Consider the following 17,129-nt stretch of genomic DNA (forward strand, 5'->3'; position numbering starts at 1 on the left):
CGTCGGTTGTATTCGTCGGCATATAAACGCGCAGGATCAACCACGAGGGTCAAGAGGCCGGCATTTCGGGAGTTTCGGTCAGGGGGGACAGTTCTGGCGTGCGGCGGTCATTCCGATGCGGCATGCGCGAAGACAGCGTCCTCGTGCCGGACGATCCGGCGCGCGAAGGTCAGGGCCCGGTAGCCGTCGCCGTGACGCGCCGCGTCCATCGCGGAAGCGATCATCGTCCGGGCGGTGTCGGACGTCGTCTCAGCCGAAAAGGTCGCGGCGTAGAATGTCGCCTCCTCCAGCGCCATCGCACGCTCTCTCTCCGTGCCGACGTAAGCGGTCTGGAGCGCGTAATACAGGCGTCGCGCCGGGGTCGTGACCTCATCGGGGGCCATGATCTGGCGCCCGAACAGGAAACGGGCCCGATTGGCCAGACGGATCTGCGCCGCAGTGACAAAATGAATGGCTGCGCCGTTGACGATAAGTTTGTCGCCGGCGTCAAGGCGTATGCCCAGTCCCGCCATGAAGAACCCCCAGGAGATGCTGCGTGTTTCGCAGGCACCACCCTGGGGGCAGAAGACTAAGATCTGGTTAACGGATCAGAAATGCTCGTGCGCGTCGGACACCCATTCCACGGCGGCAGTGGTCCACACATCATGAGCATCGGCGTCGGCGGTGTGATGCGGCACCGAGGTGCGAGCGTCACGATCATCCTTAGGCGGAAAGCGATCGTCGTGGTTCATGGCGAAGCCTCCTGTTACTGTCTGATGCCGAGTGATGGCCGGGGATTGCGGCGGGAATGAAGCGAGTTCCCGGCAGGATGCCGACCATCCTCATCTTAACCAAATATTAACAACGATCCGCAACGAAAAACGTGCGCTCAGAAACCGTCGGGGGGAATGATCGCGTCATGTTCGTCCGCCAGAAACGCGCGCAGGTCGCCGCCACACGCTGACCGAAGGGCGGCTTCGCCGATTCCCGCGTGGGCGGCGTCCGCGATGCAGCGCGCGACCAGCGCATCGATGGTCGGATCACCCGCGTTCGCGTGCCCCGCGAGGTGGTCTTCCACCCAGCATTCCAGCCACTCGTCGATATCGTCCGGTGTCACCGCATACCTCAGCGAGCCGAGCCGTAGCGTCGGTAGACGAAGGGCGGGACCTCGGCCGGCAGGTCGTCCAGGATAAGCCCGATGTCCCGATGACGGGGCGAGCGCGCGCAGATCGGGTCCGTCGCCGAGGCATCTCCGGCCAGGGCGAGGGCCTGACACCGGCAACCGCCCCAGTCGACCTCCTTGAGTGCGCAGCCCGCGCAGGGTTCAGGCATCCAGGCCGTGCCGCGAAACATGGTGAACAGCGGCGCGTAGTTCCAGATATCGGCCAGCGACGCGTCGCGAATGTCGGGAAAAGCGACATTGGGAATCGTCTCGGCCGCGTGACACGGCAGGACACGGCCGACCGGTGAAATGTTGACGAAGCGCCGGCCCCACCCGCCCATGCAGGGCTTGGGCTGGTCCGCGTAGTAATCCGGCGTGACGTAGTCGATGGCCAGGCGATGGCCAAGACGCGCGCGCGCGGCCTCGACCTCGCGCGTCACGGTCTCCAGCTGAACGCGCGTCGGCAGCAGCGCCGCCCGGTTGCGCAGGCCCCAGCCGTAATATTGCGTGTGGGCGATTTCGACGCGCGCCACGCCCAGGCGTTCGGCATAGGCGAGCATCGCGGGCACGCGCCCGGCGTTCGCGCGATGGATGACGAAGTTCAGGGTCAGGGGAATGCCGTCCGCCATCATCAGGTCGGCCGCGCGCAGTTTGCGGGACTGTGCACCCTTCATCCCGCCGATATGCTCGGCGCTCTCGGGGTCGATGTCCTGAAAGGACAACTGGACATGGTCGAGGCCCGCGGCGACCAGCGCATCCAGCGCGGCTTTGTCCATCAGGACGCCGGAGGTGATCAGGTTCGTGTAAAGCCCGAGCGACGAGGCATGGGCGACCAGCTCTGGCAGGTCCGGGCGCGCCATGGGTTCGCCCCCCGAGAAATGCACCTGCAACACGCCCAACGCTGCGGCCTCGTCGAACACGCGTTTCCAGATGTCGGCCGTCAGCTCACCCGCGCGGGGGTCGAGGGCCACCGGATTGGAGCAGTAGGGGCACTGCAGCGGACACCGATGCGTCAGCTCCGCCAGAAGGCTCATGGGCGGCGGTGGCGTTTGCGCGGTCATGGCACCAGCACACGGCGGTCCGTCAGGTCGGAGACCAGAGCCAGAACGTCCCCCGCGATGACACCGCGCGGTGCTGTGAATTTTTCGGCCAGAAGGTCGATGATCGTGCCCACGGACCGCTGTCCGTCAACCAGTTGCAGGACCTCCCCGGCGATGGGGTCGGCGACGAACGCCTTTTCCGGCGCCTGAATGACCCATTGGGTCCGCACGCAGTCGTGCTGAAGGCGATAGCCGCGCGCGAAACGCAGGATGTCGCCCTCGGCACTCATCGCGCCGCGTCCGTCCCGGGCACGAAAGCGCCGGGCGGCACGCGCGCCGGTGCCACATAGGCGTAGTCAAGCGCATCGAGCATCGACCACAGGATGCTGCATTTGAAGCGCAGGGCCTCCAGAACAGCCTGCTGCGTCTGGGGCGTCGTGGCGTGCTCGCGCACATAGGCCAGCGCGAAATCGGAATCGCGGGGCGCCTGCGTCAGGCGCGGCGTGAAATAGGCGAGCGTCTCGGGCGTTACGAAGTCGTAGTGACGCAACATGCCCGAGACGCGTTCGGAGATGATCGTGGGCGAAAACAGCTCGGTCAGGGAGGAGGCAATGGCCTCCAGAATGGAGCGGTCGCGCACGAATTCGACATAGGCGTCGACGGCAAAGCGCGTTGCCGGCAACAGCCCGTCCAGCGACGTGACGTACCCTTCCTCCAGACCCAGCCCATCGGTCAGCTTGAGCCAGCGCGCCACGCCGCCCGTGCCCGGGGCGTCGCCATCGTGATCCTCGATCCGGCGCCGCCACTCGCGGCGCAGCTCCGCGGTCGGCAGACGCGCCAGCAAGGTCGCGTCCTTGGCCGGGATACGGGCCTGATAATAATAGCGATTGAGCGCCCAAGCCTGAACCTGCGCCCGGTTCAGCTTGCCGTCGTGCAGGGCGCGATGGAACGGATGACGGTTATGGTACCGTTCCGCGCCGATCGCGCGCAGCGCCTGTTCGAGTTCATCGGCGCTCAGAAGCGTTGGGTTGGTCGCGGTCATAGGGTCACTCTCATGCCGTCGAAGGCAACCTCCCACCCGGCCTCGCCGACGGCCGCCCGCTCGGCGGAATCGGCCAGAAGAATCGGGTTGGAGTTGTTGATATGGATGAAGATACGCCGACCGATCGCGTGCGGGGCCAGCAGCGCCATCACGCCGTCCTCGCCCGAGACCGACAGATGGCCCATCCGTCGCCCGGTTTTGGGCCCGAGTCCCGCCGCGATCATCTCGTCGTCGCGCCAGAGCGTGCCGTCGAACAGCACCGCATCCGCGCCCTCGACACGCGCGCGGACGGCGTCATTCAACGCGGCACAGCCCGGAATGAACACGATGCGACGCGACCCGTCGGTGATGTCCAGCCCCACCGTCTCGCCGTTGTCGATCAGGGCGGCGGGATCGGCCACGGACTCGGCGTACAGCGGCACCTTGCCGGGAACGGAGAAACTGGTGACGATCAGTCCCGAAAGACGACCGTCCTTGAGCGGCAGCGGGAAACCCGTGTCGTGGGGCATCGCGACCCGCGCCACGATCTCCCGGTTCAGGGCCTCGAAAATCGGATTGGCGTCGAGCATGGCCAGAACACGCGGATCGGCGAACACCGTGAAAGGCTCGCGCTCGCGCAATGTCAGCAGTCCGGCGATCGTATCGACCTCGCCGCCCGTCAGGATCACGCCCTGCAGCGGCGTAGAACGCAGCCCCTCACGGGGATGGAGGGCCGGTGTGGCGGTGATCTGGGCCCGAAGATCGGGCGATGCGTTGACCACGAACCAGTTGTGCCCGTCGCCGCTGATCGCGATCGACGCCTGTGACCGCGGCGGGGCGGCGGGGTCGCCGGCGCGTGCGCGACGGCAGCCTTCCGCGTTGGAATTCCACTGTGGGAAGCCGCCGCCGGCGGCGGCCCCGAGGACGATCAGGTCAATCATGGGACGCCAATGCAATCCGGGGCCGCCCGTGTCAAACGGACGGCCCCGGCAGGACTACTCATGAACCTGGTGGGTCCTGGCGGCGGCCTTACTTCTTCTGGCCGCACACATAGCTGTTGATCTCCGCGCCCAGCGGAACTTCGGTGATCTTCGGGGTGGTCCAGGCCATGGGATATCTCCTGATTGAACAGCGTCCGCCCAGTGATGCGAACTCCTCGGCAGCCTGCGACCGTTTCGCCACCCTGTGCAAGTCCGTTTTTCCGCGTGGATATGCGTTGGCGACATGTAATGGCCGACATTGTGTATGGTCACGTTTTGTTGAACGATCGACCGTCCGCCGTCCCGCGCCATATCCGCGCGTGCGGCCCCGACCGCGCGTTGCACGATCGCCGTCGGCGGACGATCCTTGATCGCCAGACGTCGGGCGGTTGGTGCACCGCTGACGCACAAGACACGGAAAGTGCATACGCATGTTCATCGGCATCGATCTCGGAACCTCCGGCATCAAGGTACTCCTCGTGGACGAGGCGCAGCGCGTCGTCGCCAGCCACACCGAATCGCTGCGGGTGTCCAACCCGCATCCGGGTTGGAGCGAGCAGGACCCGGCCGACTGGTGGACGGCGCTGCTCGCCGCGTGCGATCGGCTGGCGGCCGAGCACCCCGCCGCGATGGCCGCGGTCCGGGGTATCGGTCTCTCCGGGCAACAGCACGGCGCGGTGCTGCTGGACGCAGGCGACGCTGTCCTGCGGCCCTGCATCCTGTGGAACGACGTGCGCAGCGTGGCCGAATGCGCGGCGTTCGAGGCCGCCTTTCCCGACTCGCGGCAGGTTACGGGCAATCTCGCGATGCCCGGCTTCACCGCGCCCAAGCTGCTGTGGGTCAAGGCGCACGAGCCGGAGATTTTCGCCCGGACCCGCACGGTGCTTCTGCCGAAGGCGTGGGTTCGTCTGATGCTGACCGGCGAGAAGATCGAGGACATGTCCGATGCCTCGGGCACGCTGTGGCTCGACGTCGGGGCCAGGCGCTGGTCGCGGGCGGCACTGGACGCGACCGGCCTGGACGAGCGCGCGATGCCGCGTCTGGTGGAGGGCACGGCGCCTGCGGGACAGTTGCTGCCCGAACTGGTGCAACGGTGGGGCATGGCGAGCGCGCCGGTGGTCGCCGGAAGCGCCGGGGACAACGCCGCCGGCGCCGTCGGGCTGGGGGCGGTAAAGCCCGGACAGTCCTTCGTCTCGCTGGGGACGTCGGGTGTTGTGTGGGCGACGACGGACCGGTTCCGGCCCAATGCGGGCGACGCCGTGCATGCGTTCTGTCACACCGTGCCCGATACGTGGCATCAGATGGGCGTGACTCTGTCCGCCGCGGCCTCGCTGGCATGGTGGAGTCGTATCGCGGGGCGATCGGAGGGCGATCTGATCGCCGAAGTGCCCGAGCGTATCGAGGCACCAGGCACGGCGCTCTTCGCGCCCTATCTGTCGGGCGAACGAACGCCGCACAACGATGGTGCCGTACGCGGCGCGTTCGTCCATCTGGCCCAGGACACCGATCGTGCGGCGCTGACGCAGGCGGTTCTGGAAGGGGTCGCGTTTTCGCTGCGCGACGCGCTGGAGGGGCTGCGTGCCGCCGGCAGCACCGTGACGGAGGCCGACGTCATCGGGGGTGGCTCGAAAAGTCGCGTCTGGGTCGAGATTATCGCCGCGACCCTTGGGATCACGCTGCACAGGCTGGCGCAGGGCGAAACCGGGGGCGCGTTCGGCGCGGCGCGGCTGGCCCGGATCGCGGCAACCGGCGAGGCGGTGGAGTCGGTGTGCACGCCGCCCGAGCGGCTGGAAAGCATAACGCCGGACCCTTCGCTTCGGGCCGCCTATGATCAGGCCTACGCGCGGTATCGTACGGTCTATCCCGCGATACGATCGCTGTAAGGATCGTTGCGGCGGCGGAGGCGACCTTGCGACGACCGGGTGCCTTCGTTAGGGAATGTGCGTTGTCCGACAAGGAGTTAGTGGTGAGCCGACAGCGACTGCCCCTCTGGCGTCTTGCCTACCGGCGTGCGGCTGACCGTCTGCCGATGCTCCGCGCCGCAGCCCTTGGCGCGCGCGCCGCGCGCGAGGCTCTGCGGCCAGCCGTGTCCGGGGTGCCGGGGGATGATATCGTCTCTCCGATCACCGTGGAGGAAGAACCCCTGCCGCCGCCGCCCTCGGCCCGGCTCCGGGACACCGGTCGACGCGTGCTGTTCGTCAGTGCCGAACCCTCGACACCCGGGCACATCTATCGGTGCGAGCATCAGGCCGAAGCGGTTCGTATGGCGGGGCACGAGGCCCGGATCATCGCCCTCGGCGATGTGGGGCCGGACAGTGTCGCCTGGGCCGAGGTGCTGGTTCTGTGGCGCGTCGCATACTCGACGCATGTGCACACGATGCTCGATCTGGCCCGGAACCGGCCCGCGCCCGCGCACGTCGTCTTCGACGTGGACGACCTGATCGTCCTGCCCGAACTGGCGCGGCCGCACATCATCGACGGCATACGCACCAACAGTGCCGACGGCCAGACCGAGTCGCAGTGGTCGCACTGGTTCCTGGACGAGCAGCGCACCCTGTCGGCGTCCGATGCGGCGTTTTCCACCACGCGCCCGCTGGCCCGTGCCCTGCGCGCCTTTCGTCCCGTCGGTCTGGTGCTGCCCAATACGTTCAGCCCCCGTCAGCGCGACGTGTCGCGGGTCGCGGCGCGCACGCGGGCGCAGCTGCCGGGCGACGGGCTGTTTCGCATCGGCTACGCGGCGGGAACGCGCTCTCACCAGCGCGACTTCGCGGTCGCGGCACCGGCCATCGCCGCCGTGCTGCGCGATGTCGCGCACGCGCGCCTGGTGTTGTTTCGGGCCGTGTCCGGCGATGCCCCCCTGCTGCTGCTGGAGGAATTCCCTGCGTTCGAGGGCCTGGAGCGGCAGATTGAATGGCGGGTAAGCGTGCCGTTCGACGAGTTCGCGCGCGAACTGGCGCGGTTCGACGTGTCCATCGCGCCGCTGGACATCGGTAATCCGTTTTGTGAGGCCAAGAGCGAGATCAAATACACCGAGGCCGCGCTGTGCGACGTGCCCTGCATCGCCTCGGCGACCGAGACGTTCCGTGAGGCGATCCGGCACGGTGAGACGGGTCTGCTGGCGACGTCCTCGGAGGAGTGGGAGGCTGCGTTGCGCGGCCTGATCGCCGATCCGGGGCGCGCGCGTGCCCTTGGGCGGGCCGCGCGATGGCACGTGCTGGCCCATTACGGGATCGAGCGACAGGCGCGTGCGCTCCATACTTATCTGGCCGGCCTGTCATCCGAACGCGCGGCGGCCGACAGCGCGGAGCTGTTGCTGCGCCGGGCCGCCGATCCCGCTTGGCGTGCGCCCGACGTGCCGTCGCACCATGTGCTGTATGCCTGCGACCAGTTGGGTCAGGCCGCCGTGTCGGTCGTGGTGACCTGTTACAACTATGCCCGCTTCGTGCGCGAGGCGCTGGAGTCGGTCGCGGCCCAGACCCTGACCGCGCTCGACCTGATCGTGGTCGATGACGGGTCGCAGGACGGCGCGCCCGAGGTGATCGTGGCATGGTGCGAGGACAATCGGTCGCGGTTCAACCGCGTCGTCGTCCTGCAGTCCGATCGCAACTGCGGTCTCGGGGGCGCGCGCAACATCGGCATGAACGCGGTCGAGACGGCCTACGCGATGCAGCTCGATGCCGATAATGTCCTGCTGCCGCTGGCCTGCGAACGCCTCCTGAGCACGATTCGCGCCCACCATGCGGCCTATGCCTACCCGGTGATCAAGCAGGTCGGTGGCCGGGAGGTCACGTGGCTCGGCCGCAGCCGTGTGGGGCCTCTGGGCTTCGTTGGTGCCAATTCCGTCGACGCGATGGCCATGGTAGCGACATGGGCGTGGGCCGCGGTCGGAGGATACTATGTCCGGCGCGATGCGATGGGCTGGGAAGATTACGACCTGTGGTGCTGTTTCGCCGAACAAGGCCTGCACGGCGTACATCATAGTGAAATACTGGCCCATTATAGGCTGCATGGCACGGCCATGACCAACGACGTGACCGAGCGCGCGGAGCACAAGCAGCGTGTCGTGGCGCACGTCGGGGCGCGTCATCCGTGGCTGTCGCTGTTTGACGAAGCCGCCCGACAGCGCGATCTCTGACGGTCAGGGCCGAGCCGGGCTTGGCAGGTGGTTCGGGCACAGAGCCGTATGGTTTCCCGGCGGGCAGAGGTTAAGATAGGTCTTGGGCACCGGCGGCAGGACGAAGGTCAGCCATGCCCAGATCGCAACCAGAGCGACGCTGAGCCCGATCAGCAGCCAGTAGCCGGGCCGCGGCTTCAGCGGCGGTTCGGGAGGGCGCGGCGAAGGCGGCTGGTCGTCACCGAAAATCTCGTCATAATCACTCATGGTCCGGCCGGTCAGGCCGTGCGGCCCAGGGCTGCCATCATCTCGGTGAATTCGCGCCGGCTCAGCCCGGAATTCTCGGCCGTCACGGCATCGCCGTCGAGCATCCGGCGCAAGGCGTCCAGCATTCCCGACGACAGGGTGAAGGCGCCGACGCGGTAATCCTCGAACGCGGCGGCGGCGGCAGGCACCCAGGCGCGCAGGATATCGAGCATCGCTTCGGCATAGACACGGATTTCATACTGCGCGTGCGGGTCGATCCGCAGCGCGATGAAATGCATCAGATTGTGCAGGTCGATCTTCCAGTACCACTGCGTGTAGGTGTTCAGCGTTAGGTTCATCCGCGCCAGTTCGCGCGCCAGACCGATTCCGTCCTCGTCGGTGTTCAGCATCGTCTCGTAGTGGGTGAAGCACTGCATCGCGTCGCCGCGCAGCATGTCCATCACGCGTCCGGCGGTCGCGGGCGGCAGTGTCTCGGCGCGGCCCTGACGGTTGCTGGCACTCTGCGCCGCCAGCTGTTCGGGTGCGGGGAGATAGAATTCCCGGTCCAGGATCGAATAACGCGCGGAGTACTCGTTCACGCTGGCCATGCGGTGGCGGATCCACTGGCGCGCGACGAAGATCGGCAGCTTCACATGGAACTTGATCTCGCACATCTCGAACGGCGTGGAGTGGCGGTGGCGCATCAGATAGCGGATCAGGCCCGCGTCCTCGCTGACCTTGCGGGTGCCGCGTCCATAGGACACGCGCGCGGCCTGCACGATGGCGCTATCGTCCCCCATGTAGTCGATGACGCGCAGGAAGCCATGGTCCAGCAGCGGGACGGCCTCGAACAGGCGCTCTTCCAGCGCGGGCACGGTCGCGCGGCGCGTAGTCGCGCTGGCGGCGCGCTGGGTTTCGATATCGGTGCGTTGGGCGTCGGTCAGTGGCATGGCCCCTTATAGGCGGCCAGGGGTCTCCCGGGGAAGGGGTCTTGCCGGTCCCCGGAACACAGCCTATATCAGGCGTGCCGGAGGGCTTGCCCTTGGCTATGGCGATAAACGGTATGTGGAATAATCGTTGCGGACCCGGGGGCAGTGCCCGGCGTCTCCACCAGTCAAGCCGCGTCAGCGGGGCGGCCATGCGGGGACGAAACAGGCTCGACGCGCGTGGTAAAGACATATCTTTTGCCCGGCATTGTACCACCGTCATCGGGCTAAATCACAAGTGCCAATGATAACTCTGAGGTGCTCGCTGTCGCTGCATAAGTGACAAGCGCGGTTCGGGAGGCACCGGGCAACAGAAGCCCTCCCACCTTCGGCCCTGCCGGCTGGCCCACCGTTTCGCACGCACTGTGACGCTGGTGCGCGTCCGCCACCCTTGTCAGCGCGACGGGTTTGACGCATGGCTTGGGCAAACTCCCACAGACGCGGCGCCAGCGCCCCGATGGAACAGAGTCAGATATGACCGACGACAGCGACGAATCCGGTTTCGACGGACTGATACCGGACTCCCTCCTGCCCTACGATCGCTGGATCGAGGACGCCTACCGGCAGGTCATGCTGCGTGCCCTCGACCATGCCGCCGTGCACGGCCTGCCCGGCGAGCACCATTTCTACATCACGTTTCGCACGGACTGGACTGGCGTCGTCATTCCGCCGCGCCTGCGGGCCCAGTACCCGCATGAAATGACCATCGTTCTGCAGCACCAGTTCTGGGACCTGAAGGTCGATCACGCCGCCGGCGTGATTTCGGTCGGCCTGTCCTTCGGGGGCACCGGCAGCATTCTGTCGATCCCCGTCGCCGCGGTGACCGCCTTCGCCGACCCGTCGATCCAGATGGCCCTGCGCTTTACCCTTAGCGAGGACGAGACCGCGGACGAAGCCGGCACCGGGGATGGGGATGCCGTAACCGAAGTCGCCGACGACAAGGCGGAGGGCGACGACGTCGCCGCGCCGCAGGTCGTCTCGCTTGACGCGTTCCGCAAGCGGGGGCCGTCCTCGACCTGACCACCTCGCGGGACGCCCGGAGGGAGCCGGGCGTTCCAGCCCGATCTTCCGGCCCCCGCAAGAACCCGAACAGAGTCATGGGCGGCCTTCAAATACAGGAGCAACGTCCATGACCGTCGTGACCAAGCCTGCCCCGGCTGCCAAGCCTTTCGTGTTCGATCCCGTGATTGCACCGGGCGCCGACGCGACCCCGTACCGCAAGCTCGATCTGGCGGGGGTGTCCACCAGCACGCACCAGGGCCGCACCATCGTCCATGTGGAACCGGCGACACTGTCCGAACTGGCCGCGCGGGCCTTTCACGAGGTGGCCCATCTGCTGCGTCCGGCCCATCTGGCGCAGCTTGCGGCCATCCTGAAAGACCCTGAGGCGTCTGACAACGACCGTTTCGTGGCGCTCGATCTGCTGAAAAACGCCTGCATTTCGGCCGGTGGCGTCCTTCCGATGTGCCAAGATACCGGCACGGCCATCGTCTTCGGTAAAAAGGGACAGCGCGTCTGGGTCGAGGGTAACGAGGAGGAGGCCTTCTCGCGCGGGGTCTACGATACCTACACGCGCACCAGCCTGCGCTACTCCCAGATGGCGCCGCTGACCATGTTCGAGGAGGTCAATACCGGCACCAATCTGCCGGTGCAGTGCGACCTGATGGCTAGCCCCGGCGATGTTCACCCCGAAGAGATGGAACTGATGTTCATCGCCAAGGGGGGCGGGTCCGCCAACAAGACATTCCTGTTCCAGGAAACGCGCGCCCTTCTGTCGACGAAGGACAAACTGCTGGAATGGCTGGGCACCAAGATCCGCACGCTCGGCACCTCGGCCTGCCCGCCCTATCATCTGGCGATCGTCATCGGCGGCATGTCGGCCGAGCAGACGCTCAAGACCGTCAAGCTGGCGTCGACCAAGTGGCTGGATTCGCTGCCGACCGAAGGCAGCCCAACCGGCCATGCGTTCCGCGACGTCGCCCTCGAAGCCGAGGTGCACAAGCTGACCCAGCATCTGGGCATCGGGGCGCAGTTCGGCGGCAAGTATTTCTGTCACGACGTGCGGATCGTGCGTCTGCCGCGCCACGGGGCGTCGCTGCCGGTGGGCATGGGTGTGTCGTGCTCCGCCGATCGCCAGATTCGCGCCAAGGTGACGGTGGAGGGGGTGTTTCTCGAACAGCTCGAAACCGATCCGGCGCGTTTCCTGCCGGACACGACGCATGCCCATCTGGGTGGGGAGGTCGTGAAGGTCGATCTCAACCAGCCGATGAGCGAGATCCGCGCGCTTCTGTCGCGTTATCCGGTCAAGACGCGGCTGGCGCTGACGGGCACGGTGGTCGTCGCGCGCGATATCGCCCATGCGAAGTTCCGTGAGCGGCTGGAGCGCGGCGAGGGGCTGCCGCACTATCTGAAGGACCACCCCGTCTATTACGCCGGACCGGCGAAGACGCCCGAAGGCATGCCCACCGGGTCGTTTGGACCGACCACCGCGGGGCGTATGGACAGTTATGTCGATATGCTGCAGGCCAATGGCGGTTCGTTCGTGATGCTGGCCAAGGGCAACCGTTCGCGCGCGGTCAAAGATGCGTGCCAGAAATATGGCGGCTTCTATCTGGGATCCGTCGGTGGTCCGGCGGCGCGTCTGGCACAGGACTGCATCCGCAAGGTTGACGTGCTGGAATATCCCGAGCTTGGCATGGAAGCGGTCTGGAAGATCGAGGTCGAGGATTTCCCCGCCTTTATCGTCATCGACGACAAGGGACATGATTTCTATGATGGGCTGACCTGACCGGCGCGCCAGCGCCCAACCGGAGCCCGCCCATGCGCTTTACCGTAGACCGACTCGACCACGTGGTGCTGACCGTTCGCAATCTCGACGTGTCGGCATCGTGGTATCAGCATGTTCTGGGCATGGAGCGCGAGGAATATGGACGCAAGAGTCGGACGGCGCTGAAATTCGGCGGTCAGAAGATCAACCTGCGCCCCCTCGACGCCGACGGGTGGGAGACGGCCGACGACGCGCTGCCCGGCACGGCCGACCTGTGCTTCGTCACGGCGGTGACCAGCGCGGACGTGGTCGAACATCTGCGCGAACGTGGCGTGCACGTGACCGAAGGGCCGGTCGCACGCCTCGGTGCGCTCGGGCCGACGACATCGGTCTATTGTCACGATCCTGACGGCAACCTGATCGAGATTGCGTCCTATCAGGGGTAAGTCGACACACGCCGCCTAGCGCGTCTCGCGCAGGCGGCATCCCTCCATCTCTGCCTTGAAGGCCAGCATTTCCTCATCCGTACGCCAGGCCCAGCGGTGCACGCTTTCGTTCCAGATGGCGTCGAACACCGTCGCGTTGCGCTCCACCGCCTCCGCCGAGTGGGAGGAGGTCGAATCGACGACGTCCAGGCCGCCGTTCATCAGCAGGAAGCGGCTGTCCCGGGCGCCGGGCACAAGGTTGGTGCCGCCGAAGCCGGCCCGGATCATGCGCAGCGTATGTTCGACGTGCTCGTGCCCGTAACGGCCGAAACGCGTGTCGAGAAACCCGACATAAGACAGGGCTTCGGCGGAAAAACCACAGAACTGGCCGGACACGATGTGGGCGTCGAACGGTTTGTACCATCGGCCCGCACCCTCCATCGGCTCACGGAAGAACCAGGGCGGCGCGTAATTGACGTGCCCGTATGCCAGCGTCGCAAGCGCCCACTCGATGTCCCACCCCTGGCGCGCCGGGCGTACGTCGTCCTCGATCAGCAGGACGACGTCGCAGCGTCGTGTCAGCCAGAGATGGAAAAGGGCGCGGTTCTTGTTCCACGCGATGCCGCGATTGTCCGCGCAGATGGCGTCGACATCGGGTGCCTCGTTGGCCAGATACGCGCGCGTGTCGTCGCTCGACCCGTCATCGGCCACCACGATCTCGAGATCCAGCGACGTGGTGCGGCGCACGGCGTCCAGAAGGTCGCGCAGATGGTCGCAGCGATTGTAGGTGGTGATCCCCAGACCGATCCGAAGATCGCGCAACGGCACGGTGCCGAGGGGACTGGCGCGCGCCGGGACCGTGGTCAGCGGCAGTTCGACATCGGTGCCATCGGCCGTGCGGAACACAAGCGCTCCGTAGGCGAGGGTATCGCGCGACAGGTCCTGCGGCACGGGGGTGATGACCTCGAAGCGCGCATGCGCGGCCTGGCCGCCGAACAGGGGGGCGACGTCGGGGCTGGGACGGCCGACCGGGACGGCGATCGACTCCGAACAGCCGTCGCCGAACACCAGCCAGCCTTCGGTGATGGCGTCCGGTCGGCCTTCCTGATGGATCCAGCCGCCGACCTTCAGGGCTCCGTTTTCGAACGCGACTTCATCAATCGAATGATGCCAGCGCCCGTTCGTCGCTTCGCTCAAGAGGTAGCTCTGGTCATCTCAATGTCCGCCGCCGCCGCCGCCCGCACGGGCGGCGTCAGATCGTAGAACGTCTGCAGATCGACGGTGAAATGTGGTGAATAGGCCGGGTCCCGTCGGAACAGATCGGTCTGGCCCCACCGGTCGAGCAGCGCCTGTGTCTCCCGGAAGAACCGGGCTTCGTGCTCCGGGCGATCGTCGGAGCCGCGCGACAGGCTTTCGTGATGAACGGCAGTGAATTCGTTGCACTGGATGATGCGCCAGCCCTTGGACCGCAGCTTGAGGCACAGATCGACATCGTTGTAGGCAACCGTGAGGCTTTTTTCGTCGAAACCGCCCACGGCCTCGAAACAGGCGCGACGGACCAGCATGCCGGCGGCGGTTACCGCGGTGACGTCATGCGACAGGACTGCGCGGCCGATATAGCCGTAGTCGCCATCCGGCAGCCCGCGATGCACATGCGCGGCGATACCCGCAGGCCCAACCGCGACGCCGACATGCTGGATCATACCGTTGGGATAGAAGAACTTTCCACCAACGGCGGCAATGTTGGGGTCGGACTGAGCTTCGGCGATGACGATCGACAGCCAGTTCGGATCGTCAACGAACAGATCGTTGTTCATGAAGAACAGGAAGTCCGACGTGCTGCGCACGGCGGCGAGATTGTTGAGACGGGAGAAATTGAAGTCTTCTTCCACGCGAAGAACACTCACGCGCGGGTCGCGTTCGATCAGCGCGCAGAAATCGCGTGCTTCCTGTGTCACGGACCAGTTGTCGACCAGAATGACGTCGAATTTCTTGTGCTTCGTCTTGGTCAAAACGCGTTCGACGCATTCGCGCGTCGTCTCGATCTGGTCCTTGAACGGAATGATGATGGTCACACTGGCCCGCGGGTCGGGAGCCCAGCCGACATGATACAAAGTGAGGCCGCGAATGGAGCTGACCTTCGCCTTGTGGCCCAGTCGCTTGAGGTGATCGCCGACCGCGCGAATGCCGGAGTCGATCGCATAGGTCTTGTTGTCGACGCGAACGGCTGTGGAGTTGGCGGTCTTGCGCCAGTGATACAGCACTTCGGGGACATGAAGGATGCGATCGTGCGGCACTGTCTCGGTCAGACGCAGGATCAGGTCATGGTCCTGCGCGCCGTCGTAGCGCGTGGCCAGCGCGCCGGTCCGGTCGAGTACGTCACGCCGGACCACCAGCAGGTGGCAGATATAGTTGCAGCCGAGCAGATAACGATAGTTGAAGTCCGGCTTCAGGTTAGGTTCGAGAAAGTATCCGGCCTGATCGATCTTGTCCTCGTCGGAATACAGCACCTCGGCGTGGCTGGCCTTCGCGCGGGCGATCATCACCTCCAGCGCCACGTCGACAAGCAGGTCGTCGTGATCGAAGAACGCAATCCATTCGCCCTTCGCGGCCTCGATGCCCGCGTTCGTCGCGCCGGCGATACCGACGTTCTTCTTCAGGGTGATGGGGCGGATGCGGCTGTCCTGCTCGCTGTACGCTTTGATACGGGCGGCGGTGGCGGGGCACTTGCCACCGTCATCGACGATCAGCAGTTCCCAGTTGCGATAGGTCTGGTTGAGAACCGAGTCGACCGCCGCGGTGAAATCCGGCATTTCCGGCTTGTAGGTCGGGCAGATGACGCTGACCAGCGGCTCGTTATAACTCGGCCCGCGCAGTGCGCGTTCGGCGGCCACACGTTCACGAAGCGCGGGGTAATACTGGCGTGCCCACCGATCGTAATCCCCCAGAGTAAAGCCCGGTGTCGGCAACAGATCGACCAGTGCCGAGCGCAACGTCTTGATTTCCCGATGAAGGCGCTCAACCGTGCTGGTCAGGTCAAGAAGTTTGCCTTCAAGAGCGTCCTCGACGATCGAGGTGACGATGGGGCCGCCATCGAGTTCCACGTCGTCGGGCACCACCGTGAAGCGAAACGTGACCTGTCCGGTGCGCTTGCGCTGGGGTGGAATCCGGATTTCGAAACCGCAGTTCGGGTCGCCGCCGACGGCCGCTGCCACGTCTCCGCGATAGCGGTCTGCCCGGCACTGCGTGAAGCGAACCCCGTCCATCGTGACGGCGATCTCGCATCCGCCCGTCCGTTCGCCGGTGCGTGGGTTGATCCGCTGCACCCAGCCGCGCAGCGCACCGTGCTTGTAGCCGTCGACATACGAATTGAACTGGTAAACCGTGCGGACGGTGAACGTGATTTCCGTGGCCGAGGGGGTGCCGTCCGATGTCAGCTCCATTGGCAGCGGCAAGCGGTCGGGAAAGCGCAAGGACAGGGTGTGCGGCTGTCCGTCGACAAAGGTATCGGGCAGCGCGAATTCGAACCCGACGCGATTGGTCTGCAGCCCGCCCGCTTCCTGCACGTCGTTACGGGGGGCGTTGCATTCGATCCGGCCGACTTCCTGACCGTCGATGAGGACATGCAGCCAGGTGGGCGTTGTGTGGTGCAGGCCGTCGATCGCCCACCCACGGGCCATGCCGTCGACCAGACCGTCAAAGTGACCCGTGAAGCGATTGGACAGGGGCATCGAAGTCAAGGGGCTACTCCGGAGAGGATACGGCAGGACGCCCGGACAGGCCATCTATTAAGACCTGCGTCAACTCCGTTGGTCAACTACGACCGGACCGCACACAAGCGTATTGCGGGCACGCATGGGGCGCGATGTGCCGGAAGAGTGGAGGCGGCGGGACACCGATGCGTCAGTGGCCCGGCGGCACGGCCATGCAGCCGAGGCCCTGACGCGCCATCTGGCTGCACGCATGTGCCGCAGCTGCACGGGACAGACCGGTCAGGCGGGCACGATAGAGCATGCGGCCGCCGGATGAGACGGTCTGGACCATGCTCTGCGCGCCAGACAGGTCATCAAATGCGGCCTGCCGTGCGATCGTGTTGGCAAACCGTGCCTGACCCTGGGCTGCGAATGCGCCCACCTGTACGGACCAGGCGCCATAATCCGGCACCTGAACCGGTGCTGCCGACGGGCGGAAACCGGTGACCTGAATGCCGGTTTTCGTAGGTGTGTTGAGCGTCGGCGCGGCGCCAGCCTGTATCGACAGAGGCGGTGCGGCCGTGGCTTGGGGTGGTGGTAATGGAGCGCCCATTGGCGGCGCCTGAGGCGCGGGGGCGGCTGCGGGCGGCGGCGTGTAGGCTGGCAAGGAGGTCGGTGCAGCGCCGTCCGCCGGTAGATCGCCCTCGGCCGAGGCGG

18 protein-coding genes and 1 other RNA gene are annotated in these 17,129 nt (G+C 66.0%); 6 read left to right on the forward strand and 13 right to left on the reverse strand.

Going from position 1 to position 17,129, the window contains the following annotated elements:
- Positions 1 to 107: 107 nt before the first annotated feature.
- The 8 genes from HUK82_RS04130 to pqqA all read right to left on the reverse strand — a co-directional run bounded on the left by HUK82_RS04130 (position 108) and on the right by pqqA (position 4,312).
- Positions 108 to 512, reverse strand: a complete 405-nt coding sequence (locus HUK82_RS04130; RefSeq protein WP_176612737.1) for a flagellar biosynthesis repressor FlbT — start codon at positions 510 to 512, stop codon at positions 108 to 110.
- A 75-nt stretch (positions 513 to 587) separates the two neighbouring features.
- On the reverse strand, positions 588 to 731 hold the full coding sequence (locus HUK82_RS04135; RefSeq protein WP_176612738.1) for a hypothetical protein: 144 nt from the start codon (positions 729 to 731) through the stop codon (positions 588 to 590).
- 137 nt (positions 732 to 868) lie between these two features.
- Complete coding sequence (locus HUK82_RS04140; RefSeq protein ID WP_176612739.1) at positions 869 to 1,096, reverse strand: hypothetical protein; 228 nt, start codon at positions 1,094 to 1,096, stop codon at positions 869 to 871.
- Positions 1,097 to 1,104: 8 nt separating this feature from the next.
- Entirely contained in the window at positions 1,105 to 2,202 is a 1,098-nt protein-coding gene (gene pqqE / locus HUK82_RS04145) for a pyrroloquinoline quinone biosynthesis protein PqqE (RefSeq protein WP_176612740.1), read from the reverse strand.
- Complete coding sequence (gene pqqD, locus HUK82_RS04150; RefSeq protein WP_176612741.1) at positions 2,199 to 2,471, reverse strand: pyrroloquinoline quinone biosynthesis peptide chaperone PqqD; 273 nt, start codon at positions 2,469 to 2,471, stop codon at positions 2,199 to 2,201. The genes pqqE and pqqD overlap by 4 nt, the downstream gene beginning before the upstream one ends.
- A complete protein-coding gene (gene pqqC / locus HUK82_RS04155; protein WP_176612742.1) occupies positions 2,468 to 3,223 on the reverse strand; it encodes a pyrroloquinoline-quinone synthase PqqC in 756 nt (251 codons plus the stop codon). Before pqqC ends, pqqD begins: the two co-directional genes overlap by 4 nt.
- Positions 3,220 to 4,143 carry a pyrroloquinoline quinone biosynthesis protein PqqB gene (gene pqqB, locus HUK82_RS04160; RefSeq protein ID WP_176612743.1) on the reverse strand — a complete coding sequence of 308 codons (924 nt, stop codon included), beginning with the start codon at positions 4,141 to 4,143 and terminating at the stop codon, positions 3,220 to 3,222. The genes pqqC and pqqB overlap by 4 nt, the downstream gene beginning before the upstream one ends.
- Before the next feature lie 88 nt (positions 4,144 to 4,231).
- On the reverse strand, positions 4,232 to 4,312 hold the full coding sequence (pqqA, locus tag HUK82_RS04165) for a pyrroloquinoline quinone precursor peptide PqqA (protein ID WP_176612755.1): 81 nt from the start codon (positions 4,310 to 4,312) through the stop codon (positions 4,232 to 4,234).
- Between the two features lie 301 nt (positions 4,313 to 4,613).
- Here pqqA and xylB point away from each other — a divergent pair, with 301 nt between their 5' ends.
- Both xylB and HUK82_RS04175 read left to right on the forward strand, forming a co-directional pair.
- Positions 4,614 to 6,065 carry a xylulokinase gene (gene xylB, locus HUK82_RS04170; protein ID WP_176612744.1) on the forward strand — a complete coding sequence of 484 codons (1,452 nt, stop codon included), beginning with the start codon at positions 4,614 to 4,616 and terminating at the stop codon, positions 6,063 to 6,065.
- An 83-nt stretch (positions 6,066 to 6,148) separates the two neighbouring features.
- On the forward strand, positions 6,149 to 8,317 hold the full coding sequence (locus tag HUK82_RS04175) for a glycosyltransferase (RefSeq protein ID WP_176612745.1): 2,169 nt from the start codon (positions 6,149 to 6,151) through the stop codon (positions 8,315 to 8,317).
- A gap of 3 nt (positions 8,318 to 8,320) precedes the next feature.
- On the opposite strand, the gene HUK82_RS04180 is transcribed toward HUK82_RS04175, so the two are convergent.
- Positions 8,321 to 8,563 (reverse strand): hypothetical protein, encoded by a 243-nt coding sequence (locus HUK82_RS04180; RefSeq protein ID WP_176612746.1) that lies wholly within the window; start codon positions 8,561 to 8,563, stop codon positions 8,321 to 8,323.
- Between the two features lie 11 nt (positions 8,564 to 8,574).
- Positions 8,575 to 9,492, reverse strand: a complete 918-nt coding sequence (gene thyX / locus HUK82_RS04185; protein WP_176612747.1) for an FAD-dependent thymidylate synthase — start codon at positions 9,490 to 9,492, stop codon at positions 8,575 to 8,577.
- Between the two features lie 37 nt (positions 9,493 to 9,529).
- Here thyX and ssrA point away from each other — a divergent pair.
- The 4 genes from ssrA to HUK82_RS04205 all read left to right on the forward strand — a co-directional run bounded on the left by ssrA (position 9,530) and on the right by HUK82_RS04205 (position 12,741).
- Positions 9,530 to 9,853: a transfer-messenger RNA gene (ssrA, locus tag HUK82_RS04190) on the forward strand.
- 149 nt (positions 9,854 to 10,002) lie between these two features.
- Positions 10,003 to 10,548 carry an SspB family protein gene (locus HUK82_RS04195; protein WP_176612748.1) on the forward strand — a complete coding sequence of 182 codons (546 nt, stop codon included), beginning with the start codon at positions 10,003 to 10,005 and terminating at the stop codon, positions 10,546 to 10,548.
- 109 nt (positions 10,549 to 10,657) lie between these two features.
- Entirely contained in the window at positions 10,658 to 12,316 is a 1,659-nt protein-coding gene (locus HUK82_RS04200; protein WP_176612749.1) for a fumarate hydratase, read from the forward strand.
- Between the two features lie 32 nt (positions 12,317 to 12,348).
- Positions 12,349 to 12,741, forward strand: a complete 393-nt coding sequence (locus HUK82_RS04205; RefSeq protein ID WP_176612750.1) for a VOC family protein — start codon at positions 12,349 to 12,351, stop codon at positions 12,739 to 12,741.
- A gap of 15 nt (positions 12,742 to 12,756) precedes the next feature.
- Here the strand turns inward: HUK82_RS04205 and HUK82_RS04210 are convergent, their stop codons facing one another.
- The 3 genes from HUK82_RS04210 to HUK82_RS04220 all read right to left on the reverse strand — a co-directional run.
- Complete coding sequence (locus tag HUK82_RS04210) at positions 12,757 to 13,917, reverse strand: glycosyltransferase family 2 protein (protein ID WP_176612751.1); 1,161 nt, start codon at positions 13,915 to 13,917, stop codon at positions 12,757 to 12,759.
- Positions 13,914 to 16,451 carry a glycosyltransferase family 2 protein gene (locus HUK82_RS04215; RefSeq protein WP_176612756.1) on the reverse strand — a complete coding sequence of 846 codons (2,538 nt, stop codon included), beginning with the start codon at positions 16,449 to 16,451 and terminating at the stop codon, positions 13,914 to 13,916. Before HUK82_RS04215 ends, HUK82_RS04210 begins: the two co-directional genes overlap by 4 nt.
- A 172-nt stretch (positions 16,452 to 16,623) precedes the next feature.
- The coding region (locus HUK82_RS04220; protein ID WP_176612752.1) for an SPOR domain-containing protein at positions 16,624 to 17,129 on the reverse strand (506 nt) is incomplete at its 5' end.

Source organism: Ameyamaea chiangmaiensis, assembly GCF_013376175.1.
Taxonomy (GTDB): Bacteria; Pseudomonadota; Alphaproteobacteria; order Acetobacterales; family Acetobacteraceae; genus Ameyamaea; species Ameyamaea chiangmaiensis.

Excerpts from the sequence above, each read along its gene's own strand:
- HUK82_RS04130 (WP_176612737.1), bottom strand. The coding sequence starts at position 512 with ATGGCGGGACTGGGCATACGCCTTGACGCCGGCGACAAACTTATCGTC.
- HUK82_RS04135 (WP_176612738.1), bottom strand. The coding sequence starts at position 731 with ATGAACCACGACGATCGCTTTCCGCCTAAGGATGATCGTGACGCTCGC.
- pqqE (WP_176612740.1), bottom strand. The coding sequence starts at position 2,202 with ATGACCGCGCAAACGCCACCGCCGCCCATGAGCCTTCTGGCGGAGCTG.
- pqqD (WP_176612741.1), bottom strand. The coding sequence starts at position 2,471 with ATGAGTGCCGAGGGCGACATCCTGCGTTTCGCGCGCGGCTATCGCCTT.
- pqqC (WP_176612742.1), bottom strand. The coding sequence starts at position 3,223 with ATGACCGCGACCAACCCAACGCTTCTGAGCGCCGATGAACTCGAACAG.
- pqqB (WP_176612743.1), bottom strand. The coding sequence starts at position 4,143 with ATGATTGACCTGATCGTCCTCGGGGCCGCCGCCGGCGGCGGCTTCCCA.
- pqqA (WP_176612755.1), bottom strand. The coding sequence starts at position 4,312 with ATGGCCTGGACCACCCCGAAGATCACCGAAGTTCCGCTGGGCGCGGAG.
- xylB (WP_176612744.1), top strand. The coding sequence starts at position 4,614 with ATGTTCATCGGCATCGATCTCGGAACCTCCGGCATCAAGGTACTCCTC.
- HUK82_RS04180 (WP_176612746.1), bottom strand. The coding sequence starts at position 8,563 with ATGAGTGATTATGACGAGATTTTCGGTGACGACCAGCCGCCTTCGCCG.
- thyX (WP_176612747.1), bottom strand. The coding sequence starts at position 9,492 with ATGCCACTGACCGACGCCCAACGCACCGATATCGAAACCCAGCGCGCC.
- HUK82_RS04195 (WP_176612748.1), top strand. The coding sequence starts at position 10,003 with ATGACCGACGACAGCGACGAATCCGGTTTCGACGGACTGATACCGGAC.
- HUK82_RS04200 (WP_176612749.1), top strand. The coding sequence starts at position 10,658 with ATGACCGTCGTGACCAAGCCTGCCCCGGCTGCCAAGCCTTTCGTGTTC.
- HUK82_RS04205 (WP_176612750.1), top strand. The coding sequence starts at position 12,349 with ATGCGCTTTACCGTAGACCGACTCGACCACGTGGTGCTGACCGTTCGC.
- HUK82_RS04215 (WP_176612756.1), bottom strand. The coding sequence starts at position 16,451 with ATGCCCCTGTCCAATCGCTTCACGGGTCACTTTGACGGTCTGGTCGAC.